16 protein-coding genes and 1 pseudogene are annotated in these 21,278 nt (G+C 43.0%); 6 read left to right on the top strand and 11 right to left on the bottom strand.

The features are described 5' to 3' along the window. The first annotated feature begins 152 nt into the window (after positions 1-152). Both HGG78_RS08335 and HGG78_RS08330 read left to right on the top strand, forming a co-directional pair. Positions 153-1,973, top strand: coding sequence for an SUMF1/EgtB/PvdO family nonheme iron enzyme (locus HGG78_RS08335; RefSeq protein ID WP_172532603.1), 1,821 nt, complete (start codon positions 153-155; stop codon positions 1,971-1,973). Positions 1,974-2,265: 292 nt separating this feature from the next. After that, positions 2,266-2,982 carry a PAS domain-containing protein gene (locus tag HGG78_RS08330; RefSeq protein ID WP_171979864.1) on the top strand — a complete coding sequence of 239 codons (717 nt, stop codon included), beginning with the start codon at positions 2,266-2,268 and terminating at the stop codon, positions 2,980-2,982. A gap of 29 nt (positions 2,983-3,011) precedes the next feature. Here HGG78_RS08330 and pdxH read toward each other — a convergent pair whose 3' ends face one another. Continuing rightward, positions 3,012-3,647 carry a pyridoxamine 5'-phosphate oxidase gene (pdxH, locus tag HGG78_RS08325; RefSeq protein WP_053308959.1) on the bottom strand — a complete coding sequence of 212 codons (636 nt, stop codon included), beginning with the start codon at positions 3,645-3,647 and terminating at the stop codon, positions 3,012-3,014. Positions 3,648-3,885: 238 nt separating this feature from the next. Here pdxH and HGG78_RS08320 point away from each other — a divergent pair. The 4 genes and pseudogenes from HGG78_RS08320 to HGG78_RS08305 all read left to right on the top strand — a co-directional run bounded on the left by HGG78_RS08320 (position 3,886) and on the right by HGG78_RS08305 (position 10,033). Next, positions 3,886-5,277 (top strand): annotated as a pseudogene (locus HGG78_RS08320) (HlyD family type I secretion periplasmic adaptor subunit). A 45-nt stretch (positions 5,278-5,322) separates the two neighbouring features. After that, the gene (locus HGG78_RS08315) at positions 5,323-5,985 is read left to right on the top strand and encodes a transglutaminase-like cysteine peptidase (protein ID WP_171979863.1); all 663 of its coding nucleotides are present in this window, start codon (positions 5,323-5,325) and stop codon (positions 5,983-5,985) included. A gap of 5 nt (positions 5,986-5,990) precedes the next feature. Beyond that, positions 5,991-7,901 (top strand): bifunctional diguanylate cyclase/phosphodiesterase, encoded by a 1,911-nt coding sequence (locus tag HGG78_RS08310; protein WP_172532602.1) that lies wholly within the window; start codon positions 5,991-5,993, stop codon positions 7,899-7,901. A gap of 17 nt (positions 7,902-7,918) precedes the next feature. Continuing rightward, a complete protein-coding gene (locus tag HGG78_RS08305; protein ID WP_172532601.1) occupies positions 7,919-10,033 on the top strand; it encodes a type I secretion system permease/ATPase in 2,115 nt (704 codons plus the stop codon). A gap of 78 nt (positions 10,034-10,111) precedes the next feature. On the opposite strand, the gene HGG78_RS08300 is transcribed toward HGG78_RS08305, so the two are convergent. The 10 genes from HGG78_RS08300 to HGG78_RS08255 form a co-directional block, all read right to left on the bottom strand. Next, positions 10,112-11,788, bottom strand: a complete 1,677-nt coding sequence (locus tag HGG78_RS08300) for a DUF342 domain-containing protein (protein ID WP_172532600.1) — start codon at positions 11,786-11,788, stop codon at positions 10,112-10,114. A 223-nt stretch (positions 11,789-12,011) separates the two neighbouring features. Further along, positions 12,012-13,685 (bottom strand): ATP-binding SpoIIE family protein phosphatase, encoded by a 1,674-nt coding sequence (locus HGG78_RS08295; RefSeq protein ID WP_254068172.1) that lies wholly within the window; start codon positions 13,683-13,685, stop codon positions 12,012-12,014. A 19-nt stretch (positions 13,686-13,704) separates the two neighbouring features. Beyond that, positions 13,705-14,004: an STAS domain-containing protein gene (locus tag HGG78_RS08290; protein ID WP_053308952.1), complete on the bottom strand. Its 300-nt coding sequence runs from the start codon at positions 14,002-14,004 to the stop codon at positions 13,705-13,707. 11 nt (positions 14,005-14,015) lie between these two features. After that, on the bottom strand, positions 14,016-15,191 hold the full coding sequence (locus tag HGG78_RS08285) for a methyl-accepting chemotaxis protein (RefSeq protein ID WP_172532599.1): 1,176 nt from the start codon (positions 15,189-15,191) through the stop codon (positions 14,016-14,018). Between the two features lie 31 nt (positions 15,192-15,222). Beyond that, the gene (locus HGG78_RS08280; RefSeq protein WP_172532598.1) at positions 15,223-16,263 is read right to left on the bottom strand and encodes a protein-glutamate methylesterase/protein-glutamine glutaminase; all 1,041 of its coding nucleotides are present in this window, start codon (positions 16,261-16,263) and stop codon (positions 15,223-15,225) included. Next, complete coding sequence (locus tag HGG78_RS08275) at positions 16,260-16,898, bottom strand: chemotaxis protein CheD (RefSeq protein ID WP_172532597.1); 639 nt, start codon at positions 16,896-16,898, stop codon at positions 16,260-16,262. The genes HGG78_RS08280 and HGG78_RS08275 overlap by 4 nt, the downstream gene beginning before the upstream one ends. 11 nt (positions 16,899-16,909) lie before the next feature. Then, complete coding sequence (locus HGG78_RS08270; protein WP_172532596.1) at positions 16,910-17,764, bottom strand: CheR family methyltransferase; 855 nt, start codon at positions 17,762-17,764, stop codon at positions 16,910-16,912. Next, complete coding sequence (gene aer2, locus HGG78_RS08265) at positions 17,749-20,142, bottom strand: aerotaxis transducer Aer2 (RefSeq protein ID WP_172532595.1); 2,394 nt, start codon at positions 20,140-20,142, stop codon at positions 17,749-17,751. The genes HGG78_RS08270 and aer2 overlap by 16 nt, the downstream gene beginning before the upstream one ends. Before the next feature lie 10 nt (positions 20,143-20,152). Next, on the bottom strand, positions 20,153-20,617 hold the full coding sequence (locus HGG78_RS08260) for a chemotaxis protein CheW (RefSeq protein WP_053308946.1): 465 nt from the start codon (positions 20,615-20,617) through the stop codon (positions 20,153-20,155). Positions 20,618-20,620: 3 nt separating this feature from the next. Further along, positions 20,621-21,148 carry a chemotaxis protein CheW gene (locus HGG78_RS08255; RefSeq protein WP_172532594.1) on the bottom strand — a complete coding sequence of 176 codons (528 nt, stop codon included), beginning with the start codon at positions 21,146-21,148 and terminating at the stop codon, positions 20,621-20,623. Positions 21,149-21,278 lie beyond the last annotated feature (130 nt).

Raw genomic sequence — 21,278 nt, 5'->3', positions numbered from 1 at the left:
CCGCAGATAACGCAGTTTTTCTGTCGTAATTCACAAAGATGCGGTTAAAACGCCATTTTGTCACTAAGTTATTGAAAGATGACTTCAGACAAAATGGCGTTTTCGTTTAGAATAGTCACAATGAACTAATAACCTAACTGAAGTAGATAACAATGCGACAAGGTTTACCCGCTCTCTTATTAGCACTTTCGCCTTGCTTAGTGGCAACGTCGACGATGGCAGAAGGAACGCCTTCCTCAGTTATTGCCATTGATGACGCGTTGTTTACTAAACAGTCCGAGTTACAAGCAGCCCAAACGGCAGCCAATGATCAGCAGGTGATGGTCAATAATCACCAAAGCGAACTAGATAGGCTTAATCAACAGACCCAAAGCTTAGATGCCGCGCTCACTAAAGCGAAAGCCGATTTAGAACGCGACTACATGAAAATGATCGATGACCCTGATCTGGACATCATGCCATCTCAAAATGCCTATCAGTCGGCTTGGGCCAATGTAAAGCAAAACCAGAAAGCACGTTTAGAAGCAGAGCAAAAACTCCAAGAGCTCGAAGCCCTACTGGCTGAAAAAAAAGCGGCTCAACATACCGTCGAAAAAGGCATTGCTGAATTAGAGCAACATAAGTTGCGTGCACGCGTTGAACGTTTAAAAGGTGAGCTCAGACAAAACGGTGAGCAAACGGTCAGCTTTACTAATGCATGTAGTGCAGACATGACACTCGCTCAATGCGCAAAACAAACTAACGATTTAGCCTTACAAAAAGCCGTTAACCAATACCAAAGTCACTTAATCGATCAAACTACTGAATCTAACCTAGTGAAGCAGCACTTAGCGAATGTGTCACTCAACATTCATGTGCTACGTCATAAAGCCGTAGAATCGGGATTTTACAGTGGCAACAAGTTCAAAACCGTACTGGATGTACAACTGGACGCAAGACCTAGTGAAAATACTCCCTGCAAACTACTGAATGTCGATTCACAATACTGTTTCGCCCCTGGAGAATACTCGCCAAACGGTGAAAAGCAGAAAGAGGTAGCCTGGGTCACACTCTCTATTCGTTCTAACCAATACAGTGACAAAGTCACCATTGATAGCGTTCACTACGGCAGTACCCCCGTTGAGGTGATGCTTCCTGTTGGACCTCATGTCGTAACAATAGAAAAAGAAGGTTATCACTCTTTCCATCAAGAGCTCAAAATCACATCAGACAATACGTTGCGAGCCGTTTTGCGTGAAAAAGACAATATATTAAAAGCTGGCCATAAGTTTGCCGACACATTAAAGGGGGATATTAAAGCCCCAGAGCTTGTCACATTAATTTCCGGTGAATACTTAATTGGTGAACATGCGTCAAAACAGATTCGCCTTGATCATGCTTTCGCAATTGGAACAACACCAATCACGGTTGGTCAATTTGAAACCTTTATTAATCAAACGACTTATCAAACGGATGCTGAGTTACAAAAACTTTGTACCACAGTCTCTGAGTCTGAGATCACTCCGATTGCCGGAAGCTACTGGCGCGATCCCGGCTTTAAACAATTAAGCCAATCTCCGGTCGTGTGCATCAGCCAAAATGACGCTAAAGCTTATACTCGTTGGCTAAGTAAACAGACTGGCTATACCTACCGCCTTCCAACCGAAGACGAATGGGAAATAGCGGCGAGAGCTGGGGCACAAACCGATTACTGGTGGGGCAATGACTTTGGTACAGGAAAAGCCAATACAGGCTGGAGTGGCACTCCTTGGTCAAATAAAAGCACCTCACCAGTTAAGTCATTTGCACCTAATAACTTGGGTATCTATGACGTCGTAGGTAATGTTTGGGAATGGACCAATGACCCTGTAGGTAAAGCAAAAGGTGGAGCATGGAGCTTTTCTCCATCGACAGCGGCCGCTCATGGCAAACTCTTTATCGCTCCTGCTACATCTGCTAACTATGTTGGTTTTAGAGTAGTTAGAGAACTTTAAGCATAATCAAAGCAGAAAAGGGGGGAATTCCCCCCTTTTTTCGTGCTGTATAGATCGAATATAGTAGCGACGATTATTAAACAAGTTTAATAATTTATATCCATGTGGTATATCCGTGAATTCAGCGAGACCCTAGCAGAATTCACAGAACCTCTTCTACACGTCGACAAGATTCATTTCTTGTTTTTATGCCAGCCCCTCTTCAGGCTGGCTTTTTTTATTCATGATTTTGCATGATTACAACTGTGAATGCTCTTGGTATCATATCGGTCTGATATCTAGGGGATCTATCGTGAGTAACTTTCTCAGTGACGAACAAATTTCGTTATTTAAGCAACTACCTGGCTACTGGGGGTGCAAAGACCTTAACTCAGTATTTGTTTACGCGAATGATGCTTATGGTAGGTTAATCGGTGTTGAGGATGCAAAACAGTGTATCGGTCTTACCGATTTCGAGATGCCTAGCCCAACCACAACGTGTGCAACTGAATTTCAGCAACAAGATCACTACGTCATCACCACTCAAAAACAGTTAAAAGTACTCGATATCCACCCTTATCCCGATGGCTCTTGGCGAGCACATATCTTTACCAAAACACCGTGGTTCAATGTTCAAGGAGAAGTTCAAGGCACGATTTTCTTTGGTCAAGAGTTAACCGATACCGCTATCTTGGAGGTAGGACATTGGATATGCAGAGCAACGGGACTGACGACAGCTCAGCATGCCACCAGCCTTCACGAGACGTTGAAAAACACATTAACAACCAGAGAATCCGAAGTGTTATTTTTGCTTCTCTATGGTAAAAAGCCCAAACACATTGCTCGGGTAATGAACATTTCAACTAAAACCGTCGAGGGTTATGAAGCAAAGCTAAGAACTAAGTTTGGCGCACACAGCAAAGAGCAGTTAATCGATATGGCACTCGACCAAGGTTATGGTTCTCATATCCCTAAGACACTACTCAAAACACAGTTATCAATCGTCTTAAATAACGAATGCCCCGCATAAATCGGGGCATTTTTATCAAGTCATAGTCACTATGGAGCTAGGCGTTCAATATCCCATGCTTGATCATGATGAGTAAATATAAATCGGTCATGCAAACGGTGCTCGCCCCCTTGCCAAAACTCTATCGACTCAGGCTTGATGCGATATCCCCCCCAAAAACTGGGAACTGGAATATCACCTTTCTCGAACTTCTTCTTCAATTCTAAATACTTACCTTCTAAGATGCCTCGAGCAGAGATGCGGCTACTTTGACGACTCGCAATGGCGGCTATTTGGCTCTCTTTAGGACGAGATGTGAAATATTTCATATTTTCAAAAGCTGACAGCTTTTCAACGATACCAGTAATGTGCACTTGCCTCTCAATAGGATGCCAAGGGAAATGCAGACTAATTTTGTTATTGTGCTCAATATGCTGCGCTTTGCGGCTGCCTAAATTGGTATAAAAGACAAATCCCTCTTTTTCGACATTTTTCAACAAGACGATTCGCTGAAAAGGTTGGCCATGCTCGTCAACGGTTGCCACTGTCATGGCGGTAGGATCGGTAAGACCGGCATCAATAGCTTGTTGAAGCCAAAGATTAAATTGATCGATCGGATTGGCCAGCAAATCTTTGCGTCTCAACCCACCTTGAATATATTCACGGCGAATGTCTGAAAGTTCCATTGCGACTCCTGTGAGTTTTTTGGTGATTGTGCGCTTATCAGTGAGAGAACTCAAGCGTGTGGCAACACCACAAAATCAATAATTAACAGCTAAACTGTAATAGAAACTGAAATTGAAAGCATCTATTGATTAAAATACTGAATACAAGCCTAATGATGAGTAGCAAAACCTTAACATTTTGCCAGACAAGTAATAAAATCAAGCAAATACACAATATAACTAGGCACAAGGATAACCCATGAGCAATAAGAGTTATAACAAACTCTCCACCACTGAATTAGAGTATGTGGACGATAAAACTGCCGCTCTACTGCTCAATACACCAAATAGTGCGCGTATTATGCTTTGGGTTATGGTCTGCTTCTTTATTTTGGCGATATTTTGGGCTTCATGGGCAGAAATAGATAAAGTCACCGTCGGACAAGGCAAGGTGGTTCCCTCTTCGCAAATTCAAGTGGTGCAGAACTTGGAAGGCGGCTTGGTAAAACAAATAATGGTTCGCGAAGGTGAAAAAGTCCAAAAAGGGCAACAACTGCTGCTTATTGACGATACTCGTTTTCGTTCTGATTACCGAGAACGCGAACAACAAGTCTCCAACTTAACGGCTAGCGTTTTACAGCTCTCGGCTTCAATTACTAGTGTAGTGATTGACGAAAATTTCGATGAAAATCAATGGCAAAACAGCGTAAGAATTGATTTTAACAAACTGGCTTTTCCTCCCATATTAAAAGATACTCAGCCGCTGTTAGTTGAAAGACAGAAAGCCGAATATCGTCAAGATTTGAATAATCTTCGCAACCAACTCTCCTTACTTGATCAACAAGTTAAACAGAAATAGCAAGATCTCGTTGAAATAGAAGCTAGGGTAAAGAACCTCCGCCAAAGTTATAACTTCGCTCAAAAAGAGTTGGAAATCACCCAGCCTTTAGCTGATGAAGGCGTTGTGCCTCGAATTGAATTACTCAAATTACAACGCCAAGTTAATGATACGCGTCGCGAGATGACATCCAGTGAACTGAAAATTCCGGTACTGAAATCAACCATTCGGGAAGCGATGCTTAACCGCATTAGTGCCGCGCAAACATTCCGCTCTGAGCAGCAAGAAAAGCTGAATGATGCTCAAGACAAGCTCTCCTCTATTACAGAGTCGGCGGTAGGCCTTGAAGATAAAGTAAATCGTACCGTGGTTGTCTCTCCTGTGACTGGCACAATCAAAACACTTTATGTCAACACCGTTGGCGGTGTTATCCAACCAGGAATGGATATTGTCGAAGTAGTGCCCACCGAAGATACGCTAGTCGTCGAAGCGCAAATAGCCCCTCAAGACATTGCTTTTCTGCATCCAGAACTACCTGCTATTGTTAAATTTAGCGCCTATGATTTTACTAAATATGGTGGCTTAGAAGGACGACTTGAACACATCAGCGCTGATACTACGCAAGATGAAGAAGGTAAAAGTTATTATCTGGTTCGTATCAGAACCAACGAAACCAGTTTAGGTCATGATGCAAATTTACCGATTATTCCAGGAATGACGGCATCAGTAGATATCATTACTGGTAAACGCACAGTAATGGATTACTTACTAAAACCAATATTAGGCGCGCAAAAAAATGCACTTAGGGAATAGCCTTCACCCAATGAACGTTAAACAAAACGTTGGTCATAACTACCAATGAAGTTTTGGCCTGCGTTGTTTTTATTGATATTGACGACATCCGCACCACAAGCGCTCAACACCAAAGAGCAACAGTGGGTGGATGCGGCGACTCGCACTTATGGAACTCGAGCAGGCAAGCGAGTTGAAACGTGGCGCAAAGAAATCGCCAAGTACCAAAATGCGTCGGAACAGCAACAACTCACAAAAATAAATAGTTTTTTCAATCAATTATATTTCGTTAACGATATTGATTTGTGGGGGAAAAATGACTATTGGGCAACACCTCTTGAATTTCTCGGCAGCAATGCCGGAGACTGTGAAGATTTCACTATTGCCAAGTACTTCTCACTGCTTGAATTAGGTATCGATGATAAAAAGCTACGTCTTGTATATGTTAAAGCAATAGAGCTAAACCAGTTTCACATGGTACTTGCCTATTATTCAACACCGAATGCCGAGCCTTTAATTTTAGACAATATAAATCCTGAAATTAAGCCAGCATCGGTACGTCGCGATTTACTGCCGATATACAGTTTTAACGGTAAGAATTTGTGGCTAATGAAATCGAAAAATGGCCAGCTCGCTGGAGATTCTTCACGGTTGAGTCTTTGGAATGACTTACGAGCTCGTGAGCGTTCGCTAAAATTAAATAAACCAATAATAAGTTACGATGAGTAGGTAATATGACGCTATATAAACAACTTGTCGCGGGAATGATTGCAGTCTTTATAATGCTGATGGCTTCAGTATTTATCATTGAGTTCAATACCACCCGCAACAGCTTAGAGCAGCAGCAACGCTCTGAAGTCAGTAACACCATCAACACCGTAGGGCTAGCGCTGGCACCGTATCTAGAAAAAAAAGATAAGATTGCCGTTGAATCAGTCATCAACGCGTTATTTGATGGCAGTTCATACTCTGTCGTGCGGCTGATTTTTTTGGACGATGAAGAGGAGATTTTACGCTCTTATCCAATAAAACCAAGTGATGTACCGCAATGGTTTACCGATCTACACCTGTTTGCTCCTATTCATGACCAGCGCGTAGTGACGAGTGGCTGGATGCAGCTCGCTGAAGTGGAAATCGTCAGCCACCCAGGCGAAGCTTATGCCCAACTTTGGCAAGCTTTACTTCGCTTGCTCACCGCTTTTAGCGCCATTTTTATTATTGGTTTAGCCGCGATTGCTTTCATCCTAAAACGCGCTTTGCGTCCGCTACAAATGATCGTCGAAAAAATGGAGCAAGTGGCGCGTAACCAATTCGGTGAACCGCTTCCTCGCCCCGCAACTAAAGATCTCATCTATGTCGTTGATGGCATCAATAGTATGTCGGCGCAAGTTGAAAAATCATTCAAAGCACAAGCGCAAGAAGCGCAGCAATTGCGTGAACGGGCTTATATCGACCCGGTTTCTCACTTAGGTAATCGCGCCTACTACATGAGCCAACTCAATAGCTGGCTAACAGAAAGCGCACTTGGTGGGGTTGCAATTCTTCAAGCTGAATTCGTTAAAGAGCTGTATGAAGATAAAGGATATGAAGCTGGAGATGGCATGGTTCGACACTTGGCAGACCACCTCAAAGTCTCGATGACATCTCCAGAAGTGACTCTAGCGCGAATTTCAACCGAAGAGTTTGGTTTCATTTTGCCAAACATGGATGAAAGTGAACTAAAAATTATTGCCGACAGTATCATGAACTTTGTGCAAGATGTCAGCGCCGATCCAACGGGTATGGCATCAGCTAAAGTTTCTCTAGGGGTCGTTTATAATAAAGAACCTAAATCTTCGACGCAGATGCTGTCACTGCTCGATAATGCACTGGCACTCGCCACCGCCAACCCAGATCTCTCTTATGGCTTTGTGAGTAGTGAAACCGATCAAGTTGTGATGGGTAAACAACAGTGGAAAAATCTAGTTGAAGAAGCGATCCATAACGACTGGTTTAGCTTCCGCCTACAAGCGGCGAATAACAGCTGGGGACAAACTTTCCATCGAGAAGTGTTTTCCGCAATTGAACATGATGGCCAACGTTACAGTGCTAATCAGTACCTGTTCGCACTCGATCAACTCAATGCAAGTCATATCTTTGACGAGTATGTTATACAGTCGATGATCAAAAAATTAGAAAGTTCAGAAATTAACGAACCTTTAGCTATTAACATTGCTCAAAGCAGTATTTCTCAGCCAAGCTTTATTCGTTGGATAACCCAAACTCTCACTAAACACCGATCCATTTGTGCAAATTTGCATTTTGAAATACCAGAAGCATGCTTTATCAATGCCCCGCATCACACGGCACTATTTTGTAATGCCGTGCGTACCGCTGGCGCTGATTTTGGGGTTGATAACTATGGGCGAAACTTCCAGTCTTTAGATTACATCAATGAATTCCGTCCAAAATACGTGAAGTTAGATTACCTATTTACCCATCATTTAGATGATGAAAAACAGAAGTTCACTTTAACGTCAATTTCTCGTACTGCGCATAATTTAGGTATCACCACTATTGCATCAAGGGTTGAGACTCAAACACAGCTTGATTTTCTTTCCGAGCATTTTATTGAAGTCTTCCAAGGCTTTATTGTTGATAAATAAGAAGAAGGTCAGATGTAATGCAAGACACGCTACTTAATTCGCTTATCTATGTGAGCCGTTATTACGGATTGGCGAATTCTCCTGAAGCGCTTATTAACGGTCTACCATTATCCGATGGCAAACTGACGCCTTTTCTATTCCCTCGCGCCGCTGAACGGGCTGGCTTAGTCGCGAAAGAAAATCGCTCAACACTACTGCAAATACCCAAATTAGTCTTTCCCGTAGTACTGCTACTGAAAGGTGGCGAGGCATGTGTACTCAATAGTATTAACGAGGAAAGTCAGGAAGCTGAAATTGTTACCGCTGAATCAGGATTAATTCCTGTTGCCTTGCCATTAGAGGAGCTTACCGAGCGATACATTGGTCGCTACTTTATGGTCAAAAAGCAGTTTCGTTATGACGAACGCTCGCCTGAAGTCTTAAAAACTCGGGATGGCCACTGGTTTTGGGGTACATTATGGCAGTCAAAGCATATCTATCGTGACGTACTAATTGCGTCGATATTAATCAACCTGTTTGCTATTGCTGCGCCCATGTTTAGCCGCTTGGTTTACGATAAAGTCGTACCAAACCTCGCCTTTGAAACATTGTGGGTACTCGCAAGTGGTATTTTCGTTATCTTCTTATTTGATTTATTGCTCAAACTACTTCGTAGCTACTTTATTGATGTGGCCGGAAAGAAATCAGATATTCTCATCTCCTCAAAACTGTTTAGTAAAGTGATGGGAATCCGCATGGAATCACGTCCTCCATCGGTAGGCGCATTTGCTCGCCACTTACAGGAATTTGAGTCGATTCGTGAATTTTTTACTTCAGCGACTATTTCATCATTGATCGACCTACCGTTCGCGCTGCTATTTCTTATCCTAATTTGGTTTATGGCTGGCAATCTAGTGTTTGTTCCGATTGCGGGCGTGCTTATCATTGCTATCTATTCTCTTCTCATTCAAGCGCCGTTACGACGAGCAATTGAAGAGGGTTCTCGCCTCGCCTCACAAAAATACGCAAACTTAATAGAGAGCTTGGCAGGGTTAGAAACCGTAAAATTATTTGGTGCTCAAAGTCAGTTCCAATACCGCTGGGAAGAAGCGGTCGCACATATGGCCAATTGGAATATAAAAAGCCGTCGTATTACCGATGGCATCCAAAATACCGCAGGCTTTGTTCAACAAGCGGCAAATGTGGGGATGATCATTTTTGGCGTGTATTTGATTTCTTCCGGTGATCTCACTATGGGTGGCCTTATTGCCGCTACCATGTTGAGTGGACGTGCCATTGGGCCAATGGTCCAACTTTCACTGCTTTCTACCCGTTATAATCAAGCGAAATCCTCCCTAAAAATCATTGAACAAGTAATGCAAATGCCTGATGAACAAGAACAAGGTAAGCGTTATATTCACCGTCCAATAGTGCAAGGGAAGATTGAACTTGATAACGTCACCTTCCATTACCCTGATTCGCCAGTCGCTTCTATTCGCAATTTGAGTATCACGATCACTCCTGGAGAGAAGGTTGCTATCATTGGCCGTATCGGTTCGGGGAAAACGACGTTAGAACGCCTGATCATGGGGCTGTACCAACCAACAGAAGGCCATGTACGCATCGATGACACCGATATTGCACAACTTCATCACATTGATGTACGCCGTAATATTGGCTGTGTGCCACAAGATAGCAACCTGTTCTATGGCTCTATTCGAGACAACATCACCCTAGGTCGACCTTTAGTCGATGACAGAGATGTTATGGATGCAGCGAACCGAGCTGGAGTGACAGTATTTACTCAGCAAGATCCTGCAGGATTAGAGCGCCAAGTCGGTGAAGGGGGTTTACTTCTCTCAGGTGGGCAACGACAAGCGATTGCTATCGCTCGCGCTCTTTTAGGCAGACCACCTGTGCTTTTACTGGATGAACCCACCAGCGCAATGGATAACCGTTCTGAAATGCACATAAAGCATCAGTTATCCCAACTAACACCAAGTGAAACCTTGATATTGATTACACATAAAACATCAATGTTGGATATCGTTGATCGCGTGATTGTGATGGAAAAAGGTTGCGTCATCGCCGATGGTCCAAAATCTATGGTGTTGAATGACCTCAAGCAAGGTAAGGTTCGCGCAGTACAGTAATACCGATTACTTATTGTAATTAGTACAAAAACGGGGAGCACTACACTCCCCGTTTTTTTAAATCATAAGTGAGGTTAGTTATATCCCTCCAACATCCTCTTCTTCAAGCATAGATGCACACTTAATATCGTACTGGTTGAACGAAAATATACTTGCGCCATGTACCCGCTTGGTGACGACACGTTCATCACCAAATTGCACAGTGACATGAGTGTATACTTTATTTTTGGCTTCTATTGTGTTGATCTCAAGTAACTGTTCAAACTCATCCGTGAGTATCTCTAACGCTGTTTTGGCTTTTTCTAAGCGTTCATTTGACTGTTGCTTAAATTGTTCAATTTTAAGCTGCTGCTCTTCGGTCCTTTCAGCTTTCGGCTTTTTCTTAAACTCAATTTCTTGGCGAATCACGTCCATAGTGGCTTCTTGGGCTTGGGTATACTGATCTTTGTGTTTGGCTATGCGATCTTTATACATGGCATAGCGAGCAAAAGCCTGCACATGAGTAGCGGTATCCCCTTCAACCCCCAGATTAAAGCAGACAACCTTGCCACCAACTTTGGCATGACCGCCGCTCAATGTGCCTTGTTTTTCTTTACTATCAATAACTTTCAGCTCATTGCCACAACGCAACTCATTACTCATACTATGTACCGCTAGATTAATATCTTCCGCGGCTTGTAGTTCACTAAATTGAGCATAATTTGCTGTAATCGAACCACCTGATTTGACAATACAGCTCTTGGGTTCACCTTCCGATACCGTATGACCAATAATACCTTTTCCAACTTCAATGTTATCTTGTGCCTGAACATCAGCAGACTCAATAAACCCACCGATGGTGATTGAGCCGGTAGCACGCACAATCATGCCTGGTTCAACATCCCCAGTGATCACAACACAGCCTTTAAACTTCACGTGACCGGTAGCAACACTAACATTGTTTAAGCATAGTGCATTATCTACATCCACCGTTTTGCTCTTGAGTATTGGCATGCCAGCCTGGCTAGACAGCAATAAATTAGGATCATTAGGTGATATATAAGAACCTTTACCAGCAACCAATGCTGAATCTGTACCCGGCTTAGGTGGAATAATTTTGCCTTGAACGGTGTAGCCAGGCGTACCTTTAGTGGCTGGAATACGACGCATCACTGCGTCATCTTGGCCAACGGTGATCGTTTCACCGAGGTTACGCATATCGACTTTATCTTGGCCTGGCTTTTTGGCTGGAGCTAAAACACGCTTAGTAACATCCTCAACTAAAGCAATAAACTGCGTATCTTTACCCTGAATTGGCTCTTTTCCTTGTGCTACTGGTTGGTTGAAGGTTTCGCCACCTTTTAAAGTGTGGCTCACCATTAGCACTTTTTTTAACGCTAATTTATTAATACCTTTCGTTACATGAGACTGTGCTAACGCGTGCACTACCTCACTTCCTCGTAACGCTCTTCCGCCGTAAGCTCCCGTAACAACCATGCTTGCAAGCATGTCATTATCACTCAATACCACTTCGACGGTTGCATGCTTCATGCAGGCAATAGCAATACCGGAAAAGGCTTCACCTTTTCCTTCTTTGGCACAATTAATAAAACGTGTGATTTCAGCTTCATCTAAAAAGTAATTCGCAGCACCAAGCTCCAATAATGCTTCTTTCAAGCCAGTCTGATCAAAACGCTTATCGACAGACTCCGTTCCTGGAAGCTGCGCTATCACTTGTATTTTGTCTTGTGAAAACGAGATAAAGCTTGTCCACATATTACTCAACCCACACGTTCAATCATCCTTTACTTGGCAGTGTATACAATTTAATGAGCGGGCTAAATATATCGACAATCAAACTAAGGGATACATCACTTAGTGATGACCAAACTCACCCAATACTGTCTAAAGAATAGGATGGATTGAGATAAATGGGCACTTTTGATATATAATAAGTCACTTTGTAACTATTCACTGGCATGCTTGATAGCGTATTCTACTACGCGTTGAGTGAATAAATAGCCTTCACACATCGTCCATGTTTTGAGTATTCAAATGATTCACAAAGCTCAGACACTAGTATCACTCCTCGACCATGCGTTTTATCGTTATTCTGGTCAACTAGGTTCTTATAATCAAACCCATCACCATTATGCTCAAGTAAAAAAGTCACTTGCGAGCGATCAGGGTCGTAGTCCACGTCCAAATTAACCCAATAACTTTCATCCAACTCGCTCATTCGCTTCTCTCGTAGCTCATAAAAAGCAAAGAACCCTTCCGGGTCATCCTTTAATGCAGAGTCCAATTTCAGTAGGCCATGCTCAATGGCATTAGCGAACAACTCAGAAAGTACAGAACAGGCTAAATCAAGATGAGCACCACTGCTGACAATGCCTCGCATAATATTGCGAACTTCATTCATGATCGCTGTCTTTTTGAGGATACTGGCGGGAAAATGCAAATGACTTTGCATTGGAATAGAGCAAAGGACCGTTTTCTTCTGCGGCGCAAGCACATCATTACGATTTGTGATAGGAAAGGTCATAGAAAGGATCGACAAATCATCACCACGTCCCCGATTGGCAAATTGACGCACTTCCTCATATAGATCTGCGATAAGATCTTGGCGACTTCTTTGTAACACTTGCTCTAAACGTTGCTGGCCAAACTGCTCTCCTTTTTCGTTCATTGCTTCGGTAATACCATCGGTGTAGCAAATAATTCTTTGATTAGGTTCTAGCTTAAAATGCACCAAATTCACTTCGAATTCATCAGGTTCAAGCACTCCCAATGGCATATGCGAGGAGACTAAGCGTCGAACAATTTGTCCGTCACTGTCGAGCAAATAACCATCGGGTAATCCCCCTCCCCACCATGATACTTCTAATCCATTCGCTCTAATCTCAAACACACTAGCGGCAAGCATCATGCCTATCGGCAGAAATTTCACGAGTGCATTATTCACTTCTTCGACAATTTCTCCAAGCGACATCCCTTTCTCTGTCATAGTAAAAAAAGTTCGTGTCGCAGGAATGGTTGATATAGCGGCAGGCAAACCATGCCCGGTAGCATCCGCAACCATCACATACACACCGCCGTATGGTCGATTTGCTACTACAATGAGATCACCATTAAAAATAGTAGAAGGTGTCGAGATATAATTTATCCCATAAATGTTACTCACCTTAGTGCTCATCTCATCCATTAGGTTAGTAAAAATGGACTCGGCAATAGCGTAGTCATATTGCACCTGCTCATTAAAATGATGGAGTTCATCTCTTTGCAAAGTGACTTCATTATGCATTTTTACAATGCGGTAGTGTGCTTGAACTTTTGCAATCAACACACTCCGCTCAACCGGTTTCAGAATAAAATCATCACCTAGAGATAAGCAACGTTCATAAGAATCGTGGTCGTCTAAGACAGTCAGGAAAATGATCGGGATATGGTGGTAAGGAAATGCTTGGCGTATCTCCTTGGCCGTTGCAAAGCCGTTCTTAATTGGCATCATTACATCAAGCAAAATAATGTCAGGCAACTCGTCCATTGCTAGCATTGCCTCAACGACACCTTCGCCATTTTCAAAGGTATCGATATGCTCGACGATATGAGACAAGATAAATCGACACAGTTCTCTATTCGTCGCATGGTCATCAACGATCATTACTCGCATAACCTGCTCCTTTTAAGTTTTATTCAATGGAAAACTTTTTATCAAACCGCGAAATAAGCAAAATTTTCTTGACTTGAGGTAAGGTGTTTATAATGCGGATCATCCCATCACTCTGTTCAAGATATTTATGCATATTCAGTAACATGCCAAGGCCAGCACTATCAATGTAATCGACTTTACGCAAATCAATGGTGAATCGATAATCTCGGTAGGGGGAATAACTACTACGAAAATCTTTTACTAAACCAAATCCAAAAGCACCTTCTATTGCAATGGTGATATGTTTGGTGTTGTTATCCACTTCGCTTTCAATACTCATGTACCTTTCTCCTAAAACAGCTCAACGTCACCTTCATCCATACTGGTTTGGTTGGCAGCCGGTGCATTTCGGTTGCGCAATCGTTCCGTCAATTGCTGAAGCTGTTCAGCTAATAAGTCTTTCGACATATTCTGACTGTGGACCGCTTTCAAAAGCTCGATAGCTTCTTGCATATACATGATCGATGTTTGCGCATACTCACCTTGCTGCACAACTATGTCGGCAAACTGGAGTGAGCGAACACCATTTCCCACTTGCGTTGTTAACTCATATCCTAACTCTTGAATCTTTTGTACTTCTTGTTCAATTTCGGTATTTATTTGTTGTACACCACGCAGCATATGATCTACTTTTTCTTTAGATTCAATGACATGAGTCATATCTATCGAGGCCATATCACCAACCGTTTGGTTTGCTTGTTGAACCGTTTGTAATGCCACATTAATTTCCGATTCTATTTTGCCATTAAGATCTCGAGCTTTTACCGACAGTTCACGAACCTCTTGAGCAACAACAGCAAACCCTCGCCCAGCCTCCCCAGCCCTCGCCGCCTCTATCGCTGCATTGAGTGCTAGCAGGTTCGTTTGCTCTGATAAACCTCGTACTTGCGCCAGTAATTTAAACACCATATCGAGTTTTTCGGACATATCATGGATACTGTGTACTGCGGAAATACTTTTCTCAGAAATATCAATTAGCGTTTGCACAAAACTATCAATGATCGCCTCAGTACGTGGCAAAACTGTGGTTAAATCATATTCACTACCTTGGTTAGCAAGTAAATTGTTAACCAAGGTACTAGAGATTAAACTTTGCTTTTCACTGACACTTTGTAAACCGAAAAAGCTGTCATTGAGCGTTTCGATAGACTCATCAATAACAGTGCGTTGCATTGCCAAAGGTTCACTGACTTTCGGTAATGTTTCTGTAAATAACTGCTCTATTTTTTGGATATATTTCATTGAATCAAGGGAAGTATTTCCTTGAACTGTGGAGGATGATGGCGAAATTTTGCTGTTACTTTTAAGGCTTAGCGGCAAGACAAACCAGGGAATACATGCCGCAAAAACCCATAGACCAATATGCCAACTCGAATCAGAATAAAACATAGCAACTAACAATGCGCTTACCTGCACAACTAAAGCCAATATGTATTTTGCTTTCTGGGTGATTGTTTTATTACTCATTGCCCATTCCTTGAAAGTAAATGTTTGCCAATTACGGATAAAGCTCATCACATATCCATTGAGGAATCGTACTCAGCGCTTTGATATGCTGAACAGCACCGATATCTACCGCCGCTTTTGGCATTCCCCATACAATAGAACTCTGCTCGTCCTGAGCGATAGTAAAAGCACCATATTGCTTCATCTTTAACATGCCTTGCGCTCCATCTTTACCCATTCCAGTCAAGAGAACGCCGATGGCTTTATCACCAACCGCTTCTGCAACAGAATCAAACATGACGTCAACAGAAGGCTTATGTCGATTGACCGCAGGGCGATCATCAAGCTGGCAATATAAATGAGCTCCTTTTTTAACGACAATTAAATGTTTATCTCCGGGGGCAACGTAAGCACATCCATTGACTAATGGCGCTTGATGAGTAGAAAGCTCACGAACCTCAATGGCGCTGTTTTTATTTAAACGTTCAGCAAATGGACGAGTAAACATTGCACTAATATGCTGAGTAATCACTATCGGCGGCAAGCCCGATGGCAATGCAGACAATACGTTTTTCACAGCCTCCGTTCCCCCGGTAGACGCACCAATAGCAATCAATTGATAACGAGTCTGAGCGTGGCTGCTGACCAATTTTTCAGCAACATTAGCATGATGATTTGGCTGAGCGATGTTTGCACCTGCGGCCATTTTGATCTTTTCATTCACCAGTTGCTTATAACTGACCATTTCGGCCGTATTTTCAATGGCAGGTTTGGGAAAATAATCGACAGCTCCCGCCTCCAAAGCTTCTAAAGTGGCTTCAGCGCCGTGCTGCGCGAGTGTTGAGATCATCACCACAGGCATCGGTCTAAGACGCATCAAATTTTTTAAAAACTGCACACCGTTCATTTTTGGCATTTCAATATCTAGCGTCAGCACGTCGGGATTACGCTTTTTTATCAACTCTCTAGCCTGATAAGGATCTTCTGCCATTGCCACGACTTCCAGTATCGGGTCTGCATTGATCAACTCAGATAATAAGGCTCTGAAAACAGGGGAATCATCTACGACCAACACTTTGATCTTCTTACTCATTCAAATAACTCCACATCATTCTGTTTGTTATGAGTTTCATGTTCCAACTGTGTGGCATATCTCTTTTCTTGATTACTGAGCAAAATAGCGTCACTAAATGGAATCCTTTTTAACCATGCTCTGCCTGTTAATGGATCAAACATCACTTTTCTTGGTTCACAGCCACCAAGGTCTTTCGCTGCAACAATGAGCCGTTCTTGTTTTGCGTAACTGGTTATAAAGTCGATATTTTTTTGACCAATCATAATCTTCAAACCGAGCATTTGAGCACCACCAAATAATTTAACTCTTAATCGCTGGCGATCTGCCCCCATTTTGATTAACTGATTAATCAGCAACTCCATCGCATAACAACCGTACCTTGAAGCCGTTGATGCAACTTCATCAGGTTTCCAGTGATCGATTTGTGAATAATTATCAAATGGCAGTAGGAAGTGGTTCATTCCTCCAACTTTCGCTTCAGGGTCCCACATACACGCAGCCACGCACGATCCCAAACCAGTACAGATAATTTCTTGACGATTAGTGCAGTAGATACCTCCGGGCAACACTTTCACCCAATCCACTTTCTTTTGTGGGTGGTGAAACCGATTGAAATGCCGGTTATCCTCTGAGTGAATCGCTAACGATGCCATGTATAGTTACCTTATAACTTCACATAAATGGTGTGGCCAAGATGATGGAATAGATCAGCACATCGCCCGACACTTTCTGAGTGACCAAGAAATAAAATCCCATTTGGTTTTAACCAATCATAAAATCGTTTAAGCAAAGCCTCCTGCGTAGGTTTATCAAAATAAATCATGACATTACGGCATGAAATCAGGTCTAGATTATTAGGTACTGCCCACCGAGATAACAAATTAAGTTGCTGAAAATGAATATGACTTTGTAATTTACTGGCTATCTTCATCTTCCCATTCTGCGTACCGACGCCTTTTAAAAAACACTTTTTTAAATACGGTTCCGGGATTGTCGCGGCTGCTTCAGCTGAATAAATTCCAGCTTGCGCATGCGCCAACACTTGAGTATCTAAATCGGTCGCATAAATATCGACATCCTTGGCAAAATCAAATAAGCCTGAGCAATAAAGTGACGCAATAAAGCTGTATGGTTCTTCACCAGTAGAGCAACCTGCTGACCAAATTTTAGGGTGGCTAACCTGCTGAGCTTTCCACTCTGCCAACAACACTTTTTCTAAGAACTCAAAATGATGATACTCACGAAAAAACTGTGTTTTATTAGTCGTTAGTGTATTAATAAAGTGAATACGCTCTTGCTCATTTTGCTCAATGAGCTGCTTATAATCACTAAACCGTTGCACGCCACGCTTACGCATCTGGCGACTGATCCGCCCATAAACCATGGCTCGCTTCGCGTCTGAGAGATAAATACCCACCGTTTTATGCATGAACCACTGAATGAATTTGAAGTCGGTATCCGTTAACTCAAACTCTTGGTTAATGTTCATCGCAGTCGCACCGGTTAGAACTCTTCCCATTCATCTCCGTCCTCAGCAAGATTGAGCTTTGAATTCACCACTTTCGTTGGTGATCGAATATCACTCACATTCGCTTTAGTGGTTTGAGCAACTCTATGTGGCTTTTTCGATTCGAAAGTGGTGATATTGCTATCAGTTGCAAAGTAATTCATTAAGTTGAGTAGCTCTTTACCTTCATCTTTCAATGACTGGCTTGCTGCCGACGTTTGTTCAACTAGGGAAGCATTTTGCTGTGTCATCTCATCCATTGCGGAGACAGCTCGATTAATTTCATCAATACCGGTTGACTGTTCAATACTAGAAGAGGCTATTTGGGCAATAAGATCAGAAACTCGCGCTACAGCATCGACAATTTCTTTCAACGTCGCGCCAGATTCATCCACCAAACGCGAACCTTCTTCGACCTTCTCAACACTGTCTTTGATAAGCCCTTTAATTTCTTTGGCTGCTGCTGCACTGCGCTGCGCTAAGTTACGCACTTCTCCTGCCACAACTGCAAAACCACGGCCTTGCTCTCCAGCTCGCGCTGCTTCAACGGCGGCATTTAGGGCGAGTAAGTTTGTCTGGAAGGCAATTTCATCTATCACACCAATAATGTCTGCAATCTTTTTACTGGCACTGTTAATTTCAGCCATCGCAGAGATCGCTTCGCCAACCACTTCCCCACCTTTGCCTGCTTTTTTGGCGGCATCATCAGCTAATTCATTCGCGCCTTTGGCATTATCGGCGTTTTGACGAACAGTTGCGGTCATCTCTTCCATACTAGCGGCGGTTTGTTCTAGATTCGAAGCTTGTGCTTCTACTCGCTGGCTTAAATCATTATTACCATCGGCAATTTCGGTTGATGCTGTCGCGACACGCGCAGACGAAACCGTAATTTTATCGACCATATTGCGTAAATTGGTAATGGACGTATTGACTGCATCAGTAAGACGACCAAACTCACCTTGGCTACCTTCTTCCATTTTGGTATTAAGGTCACCTTCCGCCACTTTACTCATCACATCAATACATTGGCCTAGAGGTGCCACGAGAGTATCAAGTAAATTATTGATTCCTTCGCCTAATTCACGCATGAACCCACTGTATACTGTGGTATCGATTCGCTCATTCAGCTCGCCAGCAATCGCCTTTTGTATCAAGCTTTCAACTTGGCGCTGGCCGTCTTGCTGCTCGGTAATATCGACCCACTGCAATGCCGGACCAATATACTCACCCTTGCTATTGCGCATCGCGATACAAGTTAAGTTAAATTCTAATGTTCCCACTTTAATATTCGATGAAAATGGCAGGCGATCTGGGTCTGAAATAATGCTGCGCTGGTGGCCCGGATTTTTATGGAACACATCAATGTTCTTTCCTACTAGGTTACTGGCATCAAAACTCGATAATACTTTACGTAAATCGCTTTCTCGGCTGTGCATCAACTTAGATAACGATGGATTGAGATACTGAATAATGCCATTTTTATCCGCCATCATCAGGTTGGTGGTCATACCCTCGACGGCAGACGCCAAGCGACCAATTTGTTGCTCTTTAGCTCGCTCCTCTGTGACGTCTCGCCACTCCAATGTATTGCCAATGTACTGGCCATTTAAGTCATGAATTGCCGCAACGTTTAGTTCAATTTTGAGATCACCAATCGAAATGTCCGTGCTGTAAGGCAAATTAGTAGGGTCGCTGAGCAATTTTCGTTGATGCGCAGGGTGTTGGTGGAACTCATCAATACAGCGCCCTAACAACCATTCAGCAGAAGCAGTAAAGCCTGACCAAACGGTGCGCATGGTGCTTTCATGCTTAGCAAATAATGCCAATGTTTGTTGGTTAATGTAGGTAATAAGAAGGTCACGATCGATCATAACCATCGCGGTTTGAGCCTGGTCAACCGCGGCGCGCAAACGCGCCACTTCATCTTCTTGCCGGCGTATGGCGGTGACATCTCGCCACTCTAATGTATTGCCAGTATAAGCCCCATTTTCATCGATGATCGCCCCAACGTTCAGTTCTATTTTCACCCCTTTAATATCAATGACGGTCGTAAACGGTAGGTTTGCCGGTGTAGAGAGCATTTGACGTTGGTGCTGTGGGTTAACATGAAAACCATCAATGCAATAACCCATTAAAAATGATTCGTCAGCTCGAAAGCCAGGCCAAACACTTTGAAACAGAGCTTCATGCTGTTTAAGCAAAGTCAATGATTGTTTATTGAGATAGGTTATTTGAAAATCTCTATCAATCATCATCAATGCGGTTTTTGCCGCATTGAGTGCAGAGAGAAGTTGCTGGTTTGACATCCCTTCATTTTCATCGACTAGCGGATCATTTACCGGTGGAACAAATTGCGTTGTGGTTGCTGGTTTTCTATTCCAAAATGCCATGAGTATTCCCTCACATAATAGCTTCTTCTACAAACGTCTGGTTTAGCCCTGTTACATCAAAAAGGGCCTCGATATTAATTAAGATCAAATGACCATTAGCTACAGAGGCGATCCCTTTCATAAAACGCTGATCGACCGATGACGATAAGGCTGGGACTGGTTTAATTTGCTCTAAACTCAGGTCATAAACCTCGGAAACACCATCGACAATGACCCCTAATGGATTGTTGTGACTATCATTGAGGACAATGACAACCGTTGTGGCGCCTATTTGTGCAGGTGACAAATGAAAACGTAACCGCAAGTCAACAATCGGAACGTATTCACCGCGGATATCAAGCAACCCAAGCAAATAGTCGGGGGCATTGGGTACCGCACGAACGTCATTCCAACCTCGCACTTCACGTACGTCTAAAATGGGTACCGCGTACTCATCACCATCAAGCACAAAACTGAGAAATTCTTGTGTTGGCATAAGCTACTCTCCACCTAAAATGCGCTGCATATCGAGAAGCTCATGGGTATCAAGCAGTGACATCACTTCATCACCAACATTGAGTAAACCAAGTAAGTAAGATGCCGCGGTAGTTTCACCAATCGCAGGAAAGAGCACATTCTCACCTTGAGCAATAACATCACTGACAGCGTCAACAACCAACCCCATGACTCTTTGTTGTTCCTCTTGTTGACAGTGCAATACCAATACGACCGTAGTTGGTAAGTACTCACAAGGTGAAACCCCAAAGCGAATGCGTAGATCAATAATAGGGACGATCATGCCTCGCATATTAATGACCCCTTTAACAAATTCAGGAGCATGAGGAATTGGCGTGGGTTGTTCCCATACTCTAATCTCTTCCACATCCTGAATAGCGACGCCATAAAGTTCTTTAGCAAGACGGAAACTTAGAAAATCAGCGGCGCTACTGCGTTCTTCGTACAATGCATTCAACACGCTTTGCGCTTGAGCCGTATTTTGATGAGTTGATGAATATTCTGCTTCCATTCCTTCTTCCTTTTCATCTTTATACCCTTCCTACTTGAAGTTGCAGCGGTGTTGGCTACATTCGCTCACCCCAATCACATAGTTTATCTATGCTCATGGGGATGAACTCACTTGCCGCCTACCTGCAACT

Source organism: Vibrio aestuarianus, from assembly GCF_012395185.1.
GTDB lineage: Bacteria > Pseudomonadota > Gammaproteobacteria > Enterobacterales > Vibrionaceae > Vibrio > Vibrio aestuarianus.
This window is presented reverse-complemented; position numbering and strand designations above follow the sequence as displayed.